We start from the raw sequence: 17,407 nt of genomic DNA, 5'->3' as shown, positions 1-17,407 counted from the left end.
TCAAATCGGAGCAACGATCCGGCAGACGGAGAGAGAGACCATGAGTCATTTAATCGACAAACTGAATTACTTCAGGAAGAAGCGCGAGCCGTTCGCGGGCGGCCACGGCGAAACCCATGAAGTCAGTCGCGAGTGGGAAGACAGCTACCGCCAGCGCTGGCAGCACGACAAGGTTGTGCGTTCCACCCACGGCGTAAACTGCACTGGCTCCTGCAGCTGGAAGATCTACGTCAAGAACGGCCTGGTCACCTGGGAAACCCAGCAGACCGACTACCCCCGTACCCGCCCGGATCTGCCCAACCATGAACCCCGTGGCTGCCCCCGGGGTGCCAGCTATTCCTGGTACATGTACAGCGCTAACCGCCTGAAGTACCCACTGATGCGCAAGAGCCTGATGAAGCTCTGGCGTGCGGCCCGAATTCAGTTCAACGACCCGGTGCAAGCCTGGGCGTCCATTGTTGAAGACCCCAAGAAAACCGCCGAGTACAAGCCCCGCCGTGGTATGGGTGGTTTCATTCGTTCCAATTGGGACGAAGTCAACGAGCTGATTGCTGCCTCCAACGTCTACACCGCCAAGAAGTTCGGCCCGGACCGCATCATTGGCTTCTCGCCGATTCCTGCCATGTCCATGGTGTCCTACGCCGCCGGCAGCCGCTACCTGTCGATGATCGGTGGCGTGTGCATGAGCTTCTACGACTGGTACTGCGACCTGCCGCCGGCTTCCCCGCAAACCTGGGGTGAGCAAACCGACGTGCCGGAATCTGCTGACTGGTACAACTCCGGCTACATCATCGCCTGGGGTTCCAACGTGCCCCAGACCCGTACCCCGGACGCCCACTTCTTTACCGAAGTGCGCTACAAGGGCACCAAGACCGTTGCCATCACCCCGGACTACGCGGAAGTCTCCAAGCTGTCTGATGAGTGGTTGAACCCCAAGCAGGGAACCGACGCTGCTTTGGGCATGGCCATGGGTCACGTGATCCTGAAAGAGTTCCACGTCGACAAGCCCAGTGAATACTTCACCGACTACGTGCGCCGTTACACCGACATGCCGTACCTGGTCATGCTGGATGAAAAAGACGACGGCAGCTATGTGCCGGGCCGCTTCCTGCGGGCCAGTGATCTGGTGGACGGACTGGGTGAAGAAAACAACCCGGAATGGAAAACCATCGCCATTGACGAGAGCACCGGCGAGCTGACTGCACCGAATGGCTCCATCGGTTACCGCTGGGGCGAGAAGGGCAAGTGGAATCTGAAGCAGACCGCCAAGGGCTCCGATGTAAACCTTCAGCTGTCCATGGTCGAGAAACACGACGACGTTGTGGACGTTGCCTTCCCGTACTTCGGTGGTATTGAGCACGACCACTTCAAGCACGTGGAAATCAAGGACATCCTCAAGCACAAGCTGGGCACCCGCAAGGTCAAGCTGGCTGACGGCTCCGAAGGCCGTGTGGTCACTGTTTACGACCTGATGGTCGCCAACTACGGCATCAGCCGTGGCCTGGGCGATGATGACGGCGCCACTTCCTATGACGAAGTGAAGCCCTACACTCCGGCCTGGCAGGAAAAGATCACCGGCGTACCCGCCGAGAAAGTGATCCGCATTGCCCGTGAGTTTGCGGATAATGCCGACAAGACCAAGGGCCGTTCCATGGTCATCGTGGGTGCCGGTATGAACCACTGGTACCACATGGACATGAACTACCGTGGCCTGATCAACATGCTGATCATGTGTGGTTGTATCGGCCAGAGCGGCGGTGGCTGGGCCCACTACGTTGGCCAGGAAAAACTGCGCCCGCAGACTGGCTGGCAGCCGTTGGCGTTTGGCCTGGACTGGCAGCGCCCGCCACGCCACATGAATTCTACCTCCTTCTTCTACGCCCATTCCGGCCAGTGGCGTTACGAGAAACTGGGTGTCGACGAAATCCTGTCGCCGCTGGCGGACAAGTCCAAATTCAGTGGCAGCCTGATCGACTACAACGTGCGCGCGGAGCGCATGGGCTGGTTGCCCTCTGCGCCCCAGCTCAACCGCAACCCGCTGGGTATTGCGGCGGAAGCCGAGAAGGCTGGCATGGACGTCTCCGATTATGTGGCCAAGTCCATGAAGGACGGCTCCCTGGCCTTCGCCAGTGAGGATCCGGAAGCGCCGGAGAACTGCCCGCGCAACCTGTTCATCTGGCGCTCCAACCTGCTGGGCTCGTCCGGCAAGGGCCATGAGTACATGCTCAAGTACTTGTTGGGCACCAAAAACGGCCTGCAAGGCAAAGACCTGGGCGTGGAAGGCGGTGCCAAGCCGCAAGAGGTCAAGTGGCGCGACGAAGCCCCGCAGGGCAAGCTCGACCTGCTGGTGACCCTGGACTTCCGCATGTCCACCACCTGCCTGTATTCAGACATCGTTCTGCCGACCGCTACCTGGTACGAGAAGAATGACCTGAACACCTCAGACATGCACCCGTTCATCCATCCGCTGACCGCCGCCACTGATCCGGCCTGGGAAGCGCGCAGTGACTGGGAAATCTACAAGGGCATTGCCAAATCCTTCTCCAAGGCGGCTGAGGGCCACCTGGGTGTCGAGAAAGACGTGGTGACCCTGCCGCTGCTGCACGATGCGCCGGCGGAACTGGGCCAGCCGTTCGATGTGAAGGACTGGAAAAAAGGTGAATGCGACCTGATTCCCGGTAAAACCGCGCCCAACTTCATCACCGTTGAGCGGGATTACCCGAACACGTACGCACGCTTCACCTCGCTTGGCCCGCTGATGGACAAGTTGGGTAACGGTGGCAAGGGCATCAACTGGAACACCGAGAAGGAGGTCAACTTCCTGAAGGAGTTGAACTACACCCATCTGGACGGTGCCAACGCGGGTCGTCCGAAGATTGAAAGCGCCATTGATGCCGCGGAAGTGATTCTGACCCTGGCGCCGGAAACCAACGGCCAGGTTGCCGTGAAGGCGTGGGCCGCACTGTCTGAAATGACCGGCCTGGACCACACCCATCTGGCGAAGAACAAGGAAGAGGAGAAAATCCGCTTCCGGGACATCGTGGCGCAACCGCGCAAGATCATCTCCAGCCCGACCTGGTCTGGTCTGGAAGACGAGCATGTGTCCTACAACGCTGGCTACACCAACGTGCACGAGCTGATTCCCTGGCGCACCCTGACCGGCCGCCAGCAGTTCTACCAGGACCACGAGTGGATGCGCGCCTTCGGTGAAAGCCTGCTGGTGTATCGCCCGCCCATCAACACCAAGGCGATTGAGAGCATGCAGGATCAGCGCAGCAACGGTAACCCGGAGAAAGCGTTGAACTGGATCACGCCGCACCAGAAGTGGGGTATTCACAGTACCTACAGCGACAACCTGTTGATGCTGACCCTCTCCCGCGGTGGCCCCATCGTGTGGATGAGTGAAGACGATGCCAAAGACATCGGGGTTGAAGACAACGACTGGATCGAGCTGTTCAACAGTAACGGTGCCATTGCGGCCCGGGCGGTGGTCAGCCAGCGGGTGATGCCTGGCATGGTGATGATGTACCACGCCCAGGAACGCAACGTGAACGTACCGGGCTCTGAAATTACCGGTACCCGGGGCGGCATCCATAACTCGGTCACCCGTGTGTGCCCGAAACCGACCCATATGATCGGTGGCTATGCCCAGTATTCCTACGGCTTCAACTACTACGGCACCGTAGGTTCCAACCGGGACGAGTTCGTGGTGGTCCGCAAGATGAAGAACGTGGACTGGCTCGACGGTGAAGGCAATGACTATGCTCAGGAGGCAGTAAAATGAAAATCCGTTCCCAAGTCGGCATGGTGCTGAACCTGGACAAGTGCATTGGTTGCCACACCTGTTCCGTCACCTGCAAAAACGTATGGACAAGCCGTGAAGGCATGGAATACGCCTGGTTCAACAACGTCGAAACCAAGCCCGGTATTGGCTACCCGAAAGAGTGGGAGAACCAGGACAAATGGAAGGGCGGCTGGATGCGCGACAGCTCCGGCAAAATCCGCCCCCGCATCGGTGGCAAGTTCCGGGTACTGGCGAACATCTTCGCCAACCCGGACCTGCCGGAAATCGATGACTACTACGAACCGTTTGACTACGACTACCAGCACCTGCACACCGCCGGTGATGTGAAGCACCAGCCGGTCGCCCGGCCCCGGTCGCTGATCTCTGGCGAGCGCATGAAGAAAATCGAATGGGGCCCGAACTGGGAAGAAATTCTGGGCACCGAGTTTGCCAAACGCCGCAAAGACAAGAACTTTGATCAGGTGCAGGCAGACATCTATGGCCAGTTCGAAAACACTTTCATGATGTACCTGCCGCGCCTGTGCGAGCACTGCCTGAACCCGGCGTGTGTGGCCAGCTGCCCGAGCGGTGCCATCTACAAGCGCGAAGAGGACGGCATTGTACTGATCGACCAGGACAAGTGCCGCGGCTGGCGGATGTGTGTCTCCGGCTGCCCGTACAAGAAGATCTACTTCAACTGGAAAACCGGCAAGTCCGAGAAGTGTATTTTCTGCTACCCGCGTATCGAAGCCGGTCTTCCGACCGTCTGCTCCGAGACCTGTGTAGGCCGTATCCGCTACCTCGGTGTGCTGCTGTACGACGCAGACCGCATTGAAGAAGTGGCCAGCGCCCCGGGCGAGCACGAGCTGTATGAAAAGCAGCTGGAAATCTTCCTGGACCCGTTCGACCCGAAAGTGATCGAGCAGGCGAAGAAAGACGGCATCCCGATGAACGTCATCGAAGCCGCCCAGCAGAGCCCGGTCTACAAGATGGCCGTCGACTGGAAACTGGCCCTGCCGCTGCACCCGGAATACCGCACCCTGCCCATGGTGTGGTACGTGCCGCCGCTCAGCCCGATCCAGTCTGCGGCGGAAGCCGGCAAGGTCGAGTTCGACGGCGTACTGCCGAAGATCGAAAGCCTGCGGATTCCGGTCAAGTACCTGGCGAACCTGCTGACCGCCGGTGACGAGAAGCCCATCGTTCGCGCTCTGAAGCGGATCATGGCCATGCGTTTGTACAAGCGTGCCGAGACCGTGGAAGGCAAGGAAGACCTGCGCGCCCTGGAGGAAGCCGGGCTGACCAAGGCCCAGGCGGACGAAATGTACCGCTACCTGGCCATCGCCAACTACGAGGACCGCTTCGTGATTCCGACCAGCCATCGCGAGCTGGCCAAGGAAGCCTTCCCGGATGCGGACGCCTACGGCGAGCGTGGTGGTTGTGGCTTCAGCTTCGGCGACGGCTGCAACGGTGGTGACAGCGAGTTCAGCCTGTTCGGTGGCAAGAAGCAGACCACCAGCATGGTCAGCAAGCTGGCGACCGTAAAGCAGGTTGACCCGAAACAGCTGCAGGATTGAGGAGCAAGTTATGCAACTTCTGAAAGTACTGGCGCGGGTACTCGAGTACCCCACCGACGAACTGCAGCAATCCAAAGACGCCCTGGTAGCCGCTGTCCTGGAGGACAGCCGGCTGCCCCGGCAGAACAAAGAACAGCTGCTGACCTGCATCGACCGCCTGTGCGACGGCGACCTGATGGACCTTCAGGAATCCTACGTAGGCACCTTCGACCGGGGCCGGGCCACCTCCCTGCTGCTGTTCGAGCATGTTCATGGCGAATCCCGCGACCGCGGCCAGGCCATGGTAGACCTGATGGAACAATACCGGGCCAATGGCCTGGAGATTGATGCCCGGGAACTGCCGGACTACCTGCCGCTGTTCCTGGAATACCTGTCTACCCGGCCATGGGACGAAATCAGGAACTGGCTGGAAGACATCCATCACATCCTCGGCCTGCTCGGCGAGCGGTTGTACCAGCGTGAAAGCGTCTACCACGTGGTGATGGATTCGCTGCTGGTGCTGTCCGGCCGCAAGACCAACCGCCAGGAACTGGCCCAGATCGTTGCCTCGGAAGAGCGCGACGACACGCCGGAAGCCCTGGACAAGGTCTGGGAAGAAGAAATGGTGAAATTTGTGGATGACCAGGGCAGCTCCTGCAGCACCGGTGGCGTGGTTGGACAACGCCGCCGCGAGCTGGAACAGACCCAGACCATTCACCTGAGTGATCAGCTGATGACGGACGCTACCCCCCGTCAGGCAGGGCGCGCGTAAGCGCAGGAGGAAATGACAATGTCCTATCTACACACACTGGTTTTCGGGGTATACCCGTACATCGCCCTGGCGGTCCTGTTCATCGGCACCTGGGCGCGTTATGACCACGGTCAGTTCACCTGGAAAGCTCATTCCAGCCAGATGCTGAGAAAGAAAAACATGGTACTGGCCAGCGTGCTGTTCCATGTGGGTATCCTGGTGATCTTCTTCGGCCACCTGGTTGGCCTGCTGGCGCCGAAATGGGCCTATGAATGGCTGATGACCCCAGGCCAGAAACAGGTCATGGCCGTGGTGGTCGGCGGCATCGCCGGCGTCATGTGCCTGATCGGCGGCGCCATGCTCGCCTACCGCCGACTGACTGATCCCAGAGTACGTGCCAGCAGCACTATGGCCGACAACCTGGTTATCTGCATCCTCGTGGTACAGGTTACTTTGGGCTTGCTGACCATTATCCCCACCATGGGTCACCTGGACGGCTCCCAGATGCTCAAGTTCTCCGCCTGGGCTCAGGGCGTTTTGACCTTCCAGGGCGGCGTGGCCGTGTATGTTGCTGACGCTCACTGGATTTTCAAGATGCACATCTTCCTGGGCCTGACCCTCTTCGTACTCTTCCCGTTCACCCGACTGGTACACATGCTCAGCGTGCCAGTGGAGTATTTCGGACGGAAGTACCAGGTGGTTCGCAAGCGCGCCTGAATCTGAAGCAGCCACGGACGGCTCGGACTCACACGGACAGGAATGATTTTATACAAGTTCCTGTTCGTCTTTGTCCGTGAATGTCCGTGCCGTCCGTGGCAAAGCATCTTTTTGGAGAAGCTACATGCAAATAATCCCCGTCGGCGAAGCCGGCAAACCCAGAAACCAGTTCCCTCCGGTGTATGTGGGTGACACGCTGATCCACGAAGACGACATCGCCCGGGAAATGCAGCACCACCCCGCCGAAGAACTGGCCGAAGCCTGGCACGAAGCCGCCAAAAGCCTCGTCATCCGCGAGTTACTCCTGCAACAGGCCAGCCGCCTGAACCTGGACAACATCGAAGACGAAGAAGACCGCATCGCCCGGGTACTGGAACTCGAACTCAACGTCCCGGACCCCGATGAACAGGACTGCGAACGCTTCTACGCCGCCAACCCCGGCCGATTCTGCAGCCCCACCATCATGGCCGTCAGCCACATACTCCTGGCTGCCGCCCCGGACGACATCGAAGAACGCATGCGCCAGGAAGAAGCCGGCCGACAACTCCTGACTGCCCTCCTGGACGGCCGCTCACAGTTCAACCAACTGGCCAAACAATACTCCGCCTGCGAATCCCGCCACCAGGGCGGCAGCCTCGGCCAGATCAGCAAAGGCCAGACCGTCGAAGAATTCGAACGCCCGGTCCTTAGCCTCACCGAAGGTTTGAATCCCGAACTCATCGAAACCCGCTACGGCTGGCACATCGTCCGGGTAGACCAAAGAATCGACGGCGAACAGCTCCCGTACGAACACGTCAAACCCCAGATTCGCCAATACCTGAGCGAAAGTGTCACCCGCCGCGCCTTCCGCCAGTACCTGCAAGTCCTGGCCGTTGAAACCGGCATAGAAGGCGTCGACCTGGAGCTGCCGGATTCGCCGTTGATGCAATAAATAGGAATATTACTCCGGAGTGCGAAGGCCGGCAGTTGTAGACCCTTCCAAAACCTTGCGAAGCCAGGGATGGCGGAGCAGAGCGTACAGGGATGTATTCACAGCGTGTTTTGGAAGGGTCTACAACTGCTGGCCAAACTCCATGATCTGATTTCCAGCTTGGTTAGCAAAGCGAATAATTGAGTTAAGTCAACTACTCAACAAGAACCCGCCTTATACCCCCATCGGGGGAGCGATTTTTCACCACTATCCCTCTACTATTTAAAACAAGATATTGAATGCATGAATATGCAGAGAGGATACCCCAATGGCCGTCACCCAAAGCGCCGAAAGCCGATACACCAAACCCGTACTCGTCGCCATCAACAAACCGCTTGATGAAGAAGACGGCCTGGAAGCACTACGCAGCCACGCCCTGTTCCGCAGCCTCAAAGCCCACGACCTGGACTACCTCATCCAGCAGTCCCGGCGCCTGCGTCTCGGCCACCACCAGATGCTCTACCGCCAGGACATGCCAGCGCACCACTTCTTCTTCGTGATCAGCGGCCGCCTCAGACTCTACCGCCTCGACTCCTCCGGCATCGACAGAACCCTTGACAGCATCGCCCCCGGCGACTGCTTCGCTGAAGTCATGATCTACGCCGATCCGCCAAGGTACGCCTGCTACGCCGAAGCGCTCAAATCCAGCGAAGTGCTGATGATCCCGGTTAAAGCCTATCAGGAACTGCTTGACCGGCACCCGGAGTACGCCCAGGCCGCGCTTCGCCATTACGCCATGCGCGCCGTCACACGGTTCCACGACCTGGAAATCATGACCGTCCAGAACGCCCGTGACCGCCTGATCCGCTACCTGATCGACCTGCTGCCTAATGGCGCCCTGGAAGGGGGCGAAGTTGAACTGCCCCTTCCCAAATGCCTGGTGGCCTCGCGCCTCGCTATGCAGCCGGAAACCTTCTCCCGAATTCTGGCCGACCTCAAGTCCAACGGCCTGGTCCGGGTGAATCGTAGCAGACTGTTTATTTCCGACCCTCAACGACTGATCGAAATCAGTCAGTAGTTTTCGGGTCCTCCGGGCCCTTTTTTCAAACTTAGCCAAGTCAGGGGCATTTATATGATCAGCAGTTACCAGGACCTTGTTAAGGCCAGCCAGAACCAACATGAGCCCCAGCGATTCCTGTTTGTGTTCTGCAAAGCCGAGCTGCCGGATGATGCATCCGCCGCCGAGCGGGCCGCCTTCCAACGTGGTGAGGGTGGGGCGCTGACCCCGGTAATCTGCGTGGATAAAACCCCTGGGGAAGCACCAGACTTCACTGTGTTGGCTGAAGAGTCCCGAACCACCGGCCAGGACTGGGATATGGTTTTCGTGGCGGCCATGTCTGGCCGTGGCGGCATAGAACCCTCCAGCGATGAAGCCCAGCAACCCATGACCATGATGGTTGAAAGCATCCGTGTGGGTAACGTCGGCAATTACCTGCCCCTTGATAAAGCCGGCCAGGCGGTGAGCCTGGGCTGATCTCCGGCGGTTACGCCTTTGGCGTATCCAAAAAGAGGTATGTGATTTTTATCAATTGTCATCCACCCTTGTTGTATTCCATCAGGATTGGGGGTTTGAGTGTTTAAGGGATTAGGTCTGGTATTGCTTGCGTTGATGACTCTTGTCTCATCCGCCAACGCTACCTCATTGAGCGAATATGAGCCGGTTGCCGGCCGGCAGGTGATCCAGGTCGCCATTCCGTCGGTCACGCGCTATGAGCCCCGGGAAGACAACCGGGCCATCCAGCAACTCTATGCTGGCGATGAACTGGTGGGTTACGCCTACCAGACCCTCGATTTCGTGCAAACCCCGGCATACTCCGGTAAGCCTTTGAATGCCATGGTGGTGCTGGATACGGAAGGCGAGATCAAAGGCGCACGGGTGATCCATCACGATGAACCGATCCTCCTGATCGGGATTCCTGAAGCCAAGATGCATGAGTTCACTGACCAATACGCCGGCCTGAAAGCTGACCAGCGAGTAACCGTTGGGGGGAAATCGTCTGAACGTAGGGTGGCAGTAGATGGTTTATCCGGTGCCACCGTCACGGTCATGGTCATCAACGAAGTCATTATGCGCACGGCGCATCGAGTTGGCGGTGAGCTGGGTCTGGTTAAAGGCGTTGGGGTTGGCAAGCGGCCCCCCAAGGCTGAAGTGAACAAGGGCAGCTTCCGGCAACGTTCCTGGACAGAATTAACCGGCGATGGCTCAATCCGCCGGATGCTGCTGACCCGGGGCCAGGTGGATGATGTCTTTGTTGGCAGCCCCGCCGAGGGCGTCGAAACCGCGCCCGTGGATCAGCGGGATGAACCCCTGATCGACTTGTACGCCGCCTACCTGGATGCGCCGTCCATTGGTCGTAACCTGCTGGGTGATCGCCAATATGAGTGGTTGATGTCTGAGTTGAAGGAAGGCGAGCATGCCATTGCGGTGCTGGCCACCGGGTCCTACTCCTTCCGTGGTTCAGGTTATGTGCGTGGCGGTATCTTTGATCGCTTGCAGATCCGCCAGTTCGGAGACACCTTCAACTTCCGGGATCTGGACTACTATCGCCTGAGCGATGTTTACCTGGGCGATATGCCGCGCCTGCCGGAAATGGCCATTTTCATCATTCGCCAGCAATACAACTTTGACCCGGGCGAACCCTGGTCCCTGGAGCTGACAGTAAAGCGCCAGACCGGCCCTCTGGACAGCGAATTTGCGGTGTTCCCCCTGGAATACCAACTGCCTGACAAGTATTACACCCGTGCGGAACCCGAGCTTACCCAGGAAGAGTGGTTGGAAGAGCAACCCATGTGGGTTCAGGTCTGGTATCAGAAGCAGTTCCAGATCATCGTGGTTGGTTTTGGTATTGCGGTGCTGCTGTTCATCCTGTTCTTCCAGGACTGGTTGGTACAAAAGCCGCGGATGATGCGCTGGATTCGCCATGCATTCCTGACCTACACCCTGTTCTTTATTGGCTGGTATGCCCTCGGGCAGTTGTCGATTGTCAACGTGCTGACCTTTGTAAACAGCCTGATCAGCGGCTTCCGCTGGGAAACCTTCCTGATTGATCCCATGCTGTTCATTCTCTGGTCGGTGGTGGCCGGCATCGTATTGCTCTGGGGGCGTGCGGTTTACTGCGGCTGGCTGTGCCCGTTCGGCGCCCTGCAGGAACTGACCAACGAAATTGCCCGCAAACTGAAGGTGCCCCAGTACACCGTGCCGTTTGCCGTGCATGAACGGCTCTGGGCCATCAAGTACATCATCTTGCTGGTCCTGTTCGGCGTTTCCCTGGAATCCCTTGCCACCGCAGAAAGAATGGCGGAGGTGGAACCCTTCAAAACCGCCATTACGCTCCGCTTCGATCGCACCTGGCCCTTCGTCACTTACGCCCTGTTGTTGCTGGTGGTCAATCTGTTCACTCGGAAGGTGTTCTGCCGCTACTTGTGCCCGCTTGGAGCAGCCCTGGCTCTGCCTTCCAAGCTGCGGGTGTTCGACTGGCTCAAGCGCCGCAAGGAGTGCGGTAACCCCTGCCGCCTCTGCGACCACGAATGTGAGGTGCAGGCCATCCACCCGGACGGGCACATCAATTACATGGAATGCCACTACTGCCTGGATTGCCAGATGACCTATTTCGATGACCACAAGTGTCCGCCTCTGATCGTCAAGCGCCGGGGCAAACGCCGTGGTCACAACGCACCGGGCCACCCGGAGGAAATCCCCGTGGTTCAGGTGAACTGAGCAGTACCTGTAAAAAGCCATGAGAAGCTAAAACCGCCATAACCAATAACGGAGTTGGAGCTATGAGTAAGCAAGATGATCTGAGCAAGGGTACGCCGGATGCGCCGGAGAGTGGTCTGAGCCGTCGCCGCTTCATGGGAGCAGCCGCCCTGGCCGGCGTGGCTGGTGCAACCGGCCTGGGTGCCACCATGATGACCCGCGAATCGTTCGCCGCAGCGGCCAGGGAAGCCAAGAACAAGATTCATATCGAACCCGGTGAGCTGGACGAGTACTACGGCTTCTGGAGCGGTGGTCACCAGGGTGAGGTGCGTGTTCTGGGTGTTCCGTCCATGCGTGAGCTGATGCGGATTCCGGTGTTCAACATTGATTCCGCCACCGGCTGGGGCATCACCGACGAGAGCAAGGACATTCTGGGCCGGGACAAGCTGTATCCAAACGGCGATTGCCACCACCCGCACGTGTCCATGGAAGACGGCCGTTACGACGGCAAATACCTGTTCATTAACGACAAGGCCAACAGTCGTATTGCCCGTATTCGACTGGATGTGTTCAAAACCGACAAGGTTACCCACATCCCCAATGTTCAGGCGATTCACGGTTTGCGTCTTCAAAAGGTGCCGCGCACGAACTACGTGTTCTGTAATGCCGAGTTTGTCATTCCACAACCGAACGATGGCAGCGATTACAGCCTTGAGAACAGCTACACCATGTTTACTGCGGTTGACGCTGAAACCATGGAGGTCGCCTGGCAGGTCGTTGTGGACGGCAACCTGGATAACACCGACGCCGACTACACCGGTAAATATGCGGCCTCAACCTGCTACAACTCCGAGAAAGCCGTAGACCTGGCCGGCACCATGCGAAACGACCGTGACTGGGTGGTGGTGTTCAACGTGGAGCGTATTGAAGCTGCCGTCAAGGCCGGTAACTTCAAAACCATCGGTGACTCCGACGTACCCGTCGTTGACGGCCGTAAGGGTTCCACCGTTACCCGTTACATTCCGGTGCCGAAGAACCCGCACGGTCTGAACACTTCGCCGGATGGCAAGTACTTCATTGCCAACGGCAAACTGTCTCCGACAGTGTCCATCATTGCCATCGACAAGCTCGATGACCTGTTTGATGACAAGATCGGTGACCGCGATCCGATTGTTGCGGAGCCGGAGCTGGGTCTTGGGCCTCTGCACACCACGTTCGACGGCCGTGGCAATGCCTACACCACGCTGTTTATCGACAGTCAGGTGGCCAAGTGGAACATCGCGGATGCGATCAAGCACTACAATGGCGAAGACGTGAACTACATCCGCCAGAAGCTGGACGTTCACTATCAGCCGGGCCACAACCACGCGTCGCTGACCGAATCACGCGATGCGGATGGAAAATGGCTGGTGGTGTTGTCGAAGTTCTCCAAGGACCGCTTCCTGCCGGTAGGCCCGCTGCACGCCGAGAACGATCAATTGATCGATATTTCCGGCGAGGAGATGAAGCTGGTTCACGATGGCCCCGCGTACGCCGAGCCACACGATTGTATCCTGGTACGCCGTGACCAGATCCGGACCAAGAAGATCTGGGAACGGAATGATCCTTACTTTGCCGCTACTCGTGCGATGGCGGAGAAGGACGGGGTTAATCTTGAGTCTGACAGCAAGGTGATCCGTGATGGCAACAAGGTTCGGGTTTACATGACTTCGGTTGCGCCGCAGTTCGGGTTGCTGGAGTTCAAGGTGAAGGAGGGCGATGAGGTTACGGTGGTTGTGACCAATCTGGATTCCATTGAGGATGTGACTCACGGGTTCTGTATGGTGAACCATGGTGTGAGTATGGAGATCAGTCCTCAGCAGACGGCATCAGTGACCTTTACGGCGGGTAAGCCTGGGGTTTACTGGTACTACTGCAACTGGTTCTGCCATGCGCTGCATATGGAGATGGGTGGTCGCATGTTGGTCGAGAAGGCCTGATAGCTTCTGACCTTGGTTCGGGGTCCCTTTTTTGGGGCCCCAGCCTGTTGGTTGGGAGTAGCAACCCAAGTGGAGAGACCTTTCCAAAACACGCTCCTTCGGCACATCCATGTGACGCTTGGGCTCCGCCATCCTTGGCTCCGCACAGTTTTGGAAAGGTCTCTCCACTTGGATTGCCGGATACCGTGCTGTCCTCGGGGCGGCCGAAGGCGCTATGAATTTCCCGTGGTTCTGTCTCAGGTCGCGACGTCCACGGGTTACTTATCAACCTAGAGAGCATTTGATGTATCAACTTTTGCGTTATGGGGTGGCCCTGTCAGTCGCTCTGATTTCGCTGACCGCAAGTGCCAACCTGCAAGATCAGCTGGATGCCCTGGAGCCAGGCGCATCGTTCGAGCTTCCTTCCGAGCAGCTTCCGCCATTGGTTATCCGGGTGCCCGGCGTTTCTGTGTCCTGTGCTGACGATTCGGTGATTGATGCCGGTGGGGCAGGGCACGGCGTGGAGATTCTGGCGGAGGGGGTGTCGTTTTCCGGTTGTGTGGTGCGTAACTGGGGGCAGGATCTGAATGAGTTGGATGCGGGGATTTTTGTGGCTCGGGAGGCTAAGGGGGCGGTTGTTGCGGATAACCGGCTTCAGGGGCCGGCGTTTGGGGTGTGGTTGGATGCGACGCCGGATGTGGTTGTCCGGAATAACGAGATACGGGGGGATACAAACCTTCGGTCCCAGGATCGGGGCAACGGGATTCATCTGTTCAATACCACCGGGGCGTTGATTGAGGGAAATGACATTCGCCAGACCCGGGATGCGATTTATATCGAGACGGCGAATAACAACAAGATTCGCAATAACGTGATGTCGGATCTGCGTTATGGCATTCACTACATGTACTCCATGCACAACCTGCTGGAAGGCAATGTGACCCGTGGCACTCGCACGGGGTATGCGTTGATGCAGAGCAAGTATCTGACGGTGGTGAATAACCGGTCGGAGAATGATGAGAATTACGGGATTCTGATGAATTTCATCACCAATTCCACCCTCAAAGGCAATGTGGTGACCGGGGTGTCTCAGGGGCAAACCGGTGGGGTGATGATTTCCGGAGGCGAGGGCAAGGCGGTGTTCATCTATAACTCGTTGTACAACACCTTCGAGGGTAACTACTTCGGCAACAGCAATATCGGCATTCATCTGACCGCCGGTTCCGAGCAGAACGAGGTGTTTGATAATGCCTTTGTGAACAACGAGCGGCAGGTGAAGTATGTGGCCACGCGTACCCAGTCCTGGGCGAAGGATGGGCGGGGGAATTTCTGGAGTGATTATCTGGGCTGGGATCGTAACCAGGATGGCATTGGCGATGTGCCCTACGAGCCTAATGACAACGTGGACCGCTTGTTGTGGAAGTACCCGGAGGCGCGGGTGCTGATGTTCAGCCCGGCGGTGGACACCCTGCGTTGGGTGCAGGATGCGTTTCCGGTGGTGAAGTCTGCCGGGGTGAGTGATCCCAAACCGTTGATGCGAATTCCCGAACACCTGCAATCGGAGATCCGATGAACTGCTTTCGACTGGACAATGTGAGCCACCGCTATGATAAGGCGACGGTGCTCCATGGCGTGGACTTGCGGCTGGAGCCGGGGGAAATTCTCGGACTGTTTGGCCATAACGGGGCGGGTAAAACCACTTCGATCAAACTCATTCTGGGTTTGATGAAACCGACCCAGGGCAAGGTTTCTGTGTTGGGTGGCGAAGCCGGTGATCCCCACGTAAGCCAACACATAGGCTATCTGCCGGAGAACGTGATGTTCTACCCGCAGCTGACTGGGCGGGAAATCCTCAGCCATTTTGCCCGGCTCAAAGGTGCCAGCCTGAAGCAGGTGCCAGAGCTGCTGGAGCAGGTTGGCTTGGGCGATGCCATGGATGCCCGCACCAAAACCTACTCCAAGGGCATGCGCCAGCGCCTTGGCCTGGCCCAGGCGCTGCTCGGCAAGCCGAAGCTACTGATGCTGGACGAACCCACGGTTGGTCTGGACCCGGTGGCAACGGCCGACTTGTACCGGTTGCTGCGGCGCCTGCGGGATGACGGCACGGGCATTGTGTTGTGCTCCCACGTCCTGCCCGGTGTCGAACCCTACATTGACCGCGCCGCCATCCTCACCGACGGCGCCCTGAAAGCCGCCGGTGACCTGCCGGCACTACGCCGCCAGGCCAACATGCCGGTCACCCTCAGCCTGGAGCCGGCCACTACCATGATGGCGCTGGAGAAAGCGATTGACGGCGCACGCCCCAACGCCGGGCTACTCATGAAAAGCAACAACGGCCGTCTGCAAGTGGACGTGAGACCGAAGGAAAAAATGGCGTTGATACACGCATTGATGAACTCCGGAGAAGTGGCGGACCTGGGAATACACCAGCCCAGCCTCGAAGATATCTACGTTCACTTCATCGGCTCGGGTGGCCTGGCCCATCGGGGAGGTGGCCAATGAATGCTATCTGGACCATTGCCCGCAAGGAACTTAGCGACAGCTTTCGCAATCGTTGGCTGGTGGCGATCAGCCTGGTGTTCGCCACCCTCGCTCTGGGCATTGCCTGGTTTGGTGCGGCGGCGTCCGGGCAGGTCGGTTACGCCTCCACGCCGGCCACCATTGCCAGCCTGGCCAGCCTTGGCATTTTCCTGATACCGCTGATTGCCCTGTTGCTTGCCTACGACGCTATTGTGGGTGAAGAAGAGGGCGGCACACTTCTGCTGCTGATGACCTACCCACTCAGTAAAAACCAGCTCCTGCTCGGCAAATTCCTTGGCCACGGCCTGACCCTGGCCCTGGCCACACTCATCGGGTTCGGGGTTGCGGCCATCGCCATCGCCGTACTGGTAGATGATGTCGCAGTTGGCGCCCTGGCGGCCGCCATGGGCAGGTTCATCGGCTCAACCGTTCTATTGGGGTGGGGGTTCATCGCCCTGGCGTACCTGGTCAGCGTTAGGGTCAGCGAGAAACCCGTAGCCGCAGGCCTGGCCCTGGCCATCTGGTTCTTCTTCGTACTGATCTTTGACTTGATGCTGCTGGGCATCCTTGTTGCCAGCGAGGGCAAGCTCAACCCGGAGCTGCTGCCCTGGTTGCTGATGCTGAACCCCACCGATATCTACCGCTTGCTCAACATCGTGGCCTTCGGTGATGGCAACCAGCTGAGCGGTGTACTCAGCCTGGGCTCAGACCTGCCCATCGGCACCGGAGGGCTCTGGCTGGGCCTGGCGCTCTGGTGTGCCACGCCGCTGATTGGCGCCCTGTTGTTATTCAAAAACCGAAAAATCTGATACCACCGGAGAACAGAACCATGCCCACACCGCTCACCAAATGGCTTATAGCGGCCCTGACGGCGATCACCCTCGCGGGTTGCTCCAACGGCGAACAACAAACCGCTGCCAAACCCGACCCCGTTCACTTTGACTCCGGCGACGAATGCCACGTATGCGGCATGGTCATCACCAACTTCCCCGGGCCCAAAGGCCAGGCATTTACCGAACGCCAGCAGCACACCCGCAAGTTCTGCTCCACCAAAGACATGTTCGCCTGGTTCCTACAGCCGGAAAACGAAAACCGCGACCACACCCTCTACGTCCACAACATGGCCGAAACCCACTGGGACCACCCGGACGACACCCACCTGATCGACGCCCGTGAAGCCTGGTACGTCGTCGGCTCAGAACGCACCGGTGCCATGGGCCCGACCTTGGCTTCGTTTGAAACAGAATCCGAAGCGACCGACTTTGCAGCGACCTATGGGGGAGAAATTCTCAGCTTTGACGACATCACCCTGGAGCACCTTAACGCAGGTATGAGCATGCACGGCATGGAGGAAATGGGTGAGATGGATCATATGCATGATCAGAACGAAGCAGAGGAAGGGCGCTCAACACCCGTAAATCATAGCGACCACCACGGGCACTGAGATGCTGAGAGTG

General features: G+C 58.5%; 13 protein-coding genes. All 13 read left to right on the top strand.

What is annotated here, in order from left to right; genetic code table 11:
• Nucleotides 1-40: 40 nt before the first annotated feature.
• The 13 genes from RVM24_RS12075 to RVM24_RS12015 all read left to right on the top strand — a co-directional run bounded on the left by RVM24_RS12075 (nucleotide 41) and on the right by RVM24_RS12015 (nucleotide 17,394).
• Nucleotides 41-3,784 (top strand): nitrate reductase subunit alpha, encoded by a 3,744-nt coding sequence (locus tag RVM24_RS12075; RefSeq protein ID WP_431474061.1) that lies wholly within the window; start codon nucleotides 41-43, stop codon nucleotides 3,782-3,784.
• A complete protein-coding gene (gene narH, locus RVM24_RS12070) occupies nucleotides 3,781-5,358 on the top strand; it encodes a nitrate reductase subunit beta (RefSeq protein ID WP_138435260.1) in 1,578 nt (525 codons plus the stop codon). Before RVM24_RS12075 ends, narH begins: the two co-directional genes overlap by 4 nt.
• Before the next feature lie 10 nt (nucleotides 5,359-5,368).
• Nucleotides 5,369-6,109, top strand: a complete 741-nt coding sequence (narJ, locus tag RVM24_RS12065) for a nitrate reductase molybdenum cofactor assembly chaperone (protein ID WP_138435261.1) — start codon at nucleotides 5,369-5,371, stop codon at nucleotides 6,107-6,109.
• Between the two features lie 18 nt (nucleotides 6,110-6,127).
• Complete coding sequence (narI, locus tag RVM24_RS12060; protein ID WP_431474060.1) at nucleotides 6,128-6,805, top strand: respiratory nitrate reductase subunit gamma; 678 nt, start codon at nucleotides 6,128-6,130, stop codon at nucleotides 6,803-6,805.
• Nucleotides 6,806-6,929: 124 nt separating this feature from the next.
• Nucleotides 6,930-7,736: a peptidylprolyl isomerase gene (locus tag RVM24_RS12055; RefSeq protein ID WP_431474059.1), complete on the top strand. Its 807-nt coding sequence runs from the start codon at nucleotides 6,930-6,932 to the stop codon at nucleotides 7,734-7,736.
• A 307-nt stretch (nucleotides 7,737-8,043) separates the two neighbouring features.
• Nucleotides 8,044-8,793 carry a Crp/Fnr family transcriptional regulator gene (locus RVM24_RS12050; protein WP_431474058.1) on the top strand — a complete coding sequence of 250 codons (750 nt, stop codon included), beginning with the start codon at nucleotides 8,044-8,046 and terminating at the stop codon, nucleotides 8,791-8,793.
• Between the two features lie 54 nt (nucleotides 8,794-8,847).
• Nucleotides 8,848-9,249, top strand: coding sequence for a ribonucleotide reductase subunit alpha (locus RVM24_RS12045; protein WP_319634280.1), 402 nt, complete (start codon nucleotides 8,848-8,850; stop codon nucleotides 9,247-9,249).
• A 135-nt stretch (nucleotides 9,250-9,384) separates the two neighbouring features.
• Nucleotides 9,385-11,493, top strand: a complete 2,109-nt coding sequence (gene nosR / locus RVM24_RS12040) for a transcriptional regulator NosR (RefSeq protein ID WP_431475403.1) — start codon at nucleotides 9,385-9,387, stop codon at nucleotides 11,491-11,493.
• 62 nt (nucleotides 11,494-11,555) lie between these two features.
• Nucleotides 11,556-13,451 (top strand): TAT-dependent nitrous-oxide reductase, encoded by a 1,896-nt coding sequence (gene nosZ / locus RVM24_RS12035; protein ID WP_431474057.1) that lies wholly within the window; start codon nucleotides 11,556-11,558, stop codon nucleotides 13,449-13,451.
• A gap of 283 nt (nucleotides 13,452-13,734) precedes the next feature.
• Nucleotides 13,735-15,003, top strand: coding sequence for a nitrous oxide reductase family maturation protein NosD (locus RVM24_RS12030; protein WP_431474056.1), 1,269 nt, complete (start codon nucleotides 13,735-13,737; stop codon nucleotides 15,001-15,003).
• Nucleotides 15,000-15,932: an ABC transporter ATP-binding protein gene (locus RVM24_RS12025; protein ID WP_138435265.1), complete on the top strand. Its 933-nt coding sequence runs from the start codon at nucleotides 15,000-15,002 to the stop codon at nucleotides 15,930-15,932. The genes RVM24_RS12030 and RVM24_RS12025 overlap by 4 nt, the downstream gene beginning before the upstream one ends.
• Nucleotides 15,929-16,759: an ABC transporter permease gene (locus RVM24_RS12020; RefSeq protein ID WP_058092703.1), complete on the top strand. Its 831-nt coding sequence runs from the start codon at nucleotides 15,929-15,931 to the stop codon at nucleotides 16,757-16,759. Before RVM24_RS12025 ends, RVM24_RS12020 begins: the two co-directional genes overlap by 4 nt.
• Nucleotides 16,760-16,779: 20 nt before the next feature.
• Nucleotides 16,780-17,394, top strand: coding sequence for a nitrous oxide reductase accessory protein NosL (locus RVM24_RS12015; protein WP_431474055.1), 615 nt, complete (start codon nucleotides 16,780-16,782; stop codon nucleotides 17,392-17,394).
• Nucleotides 17,395-17,407 lie beyond the last annotated feature (13 nt).

Source organism: Marinobacter sp. KM021 (assembly GCF_050707965.1).
In the GTDB taxonomy this organism is placed as follows: domain Bacteria; phylum Pseudomonadota; class Gammaproteobacteria; order Pseudomonadales; family Oleiphilaceae; genus Marinobacter; species Marinobacter shengliensis.
The sequence above is the reverse complement of the archived record's forward strand: the minus strand, read 5'-3'. Positions and strand labels throughout refer to the sequence as shown.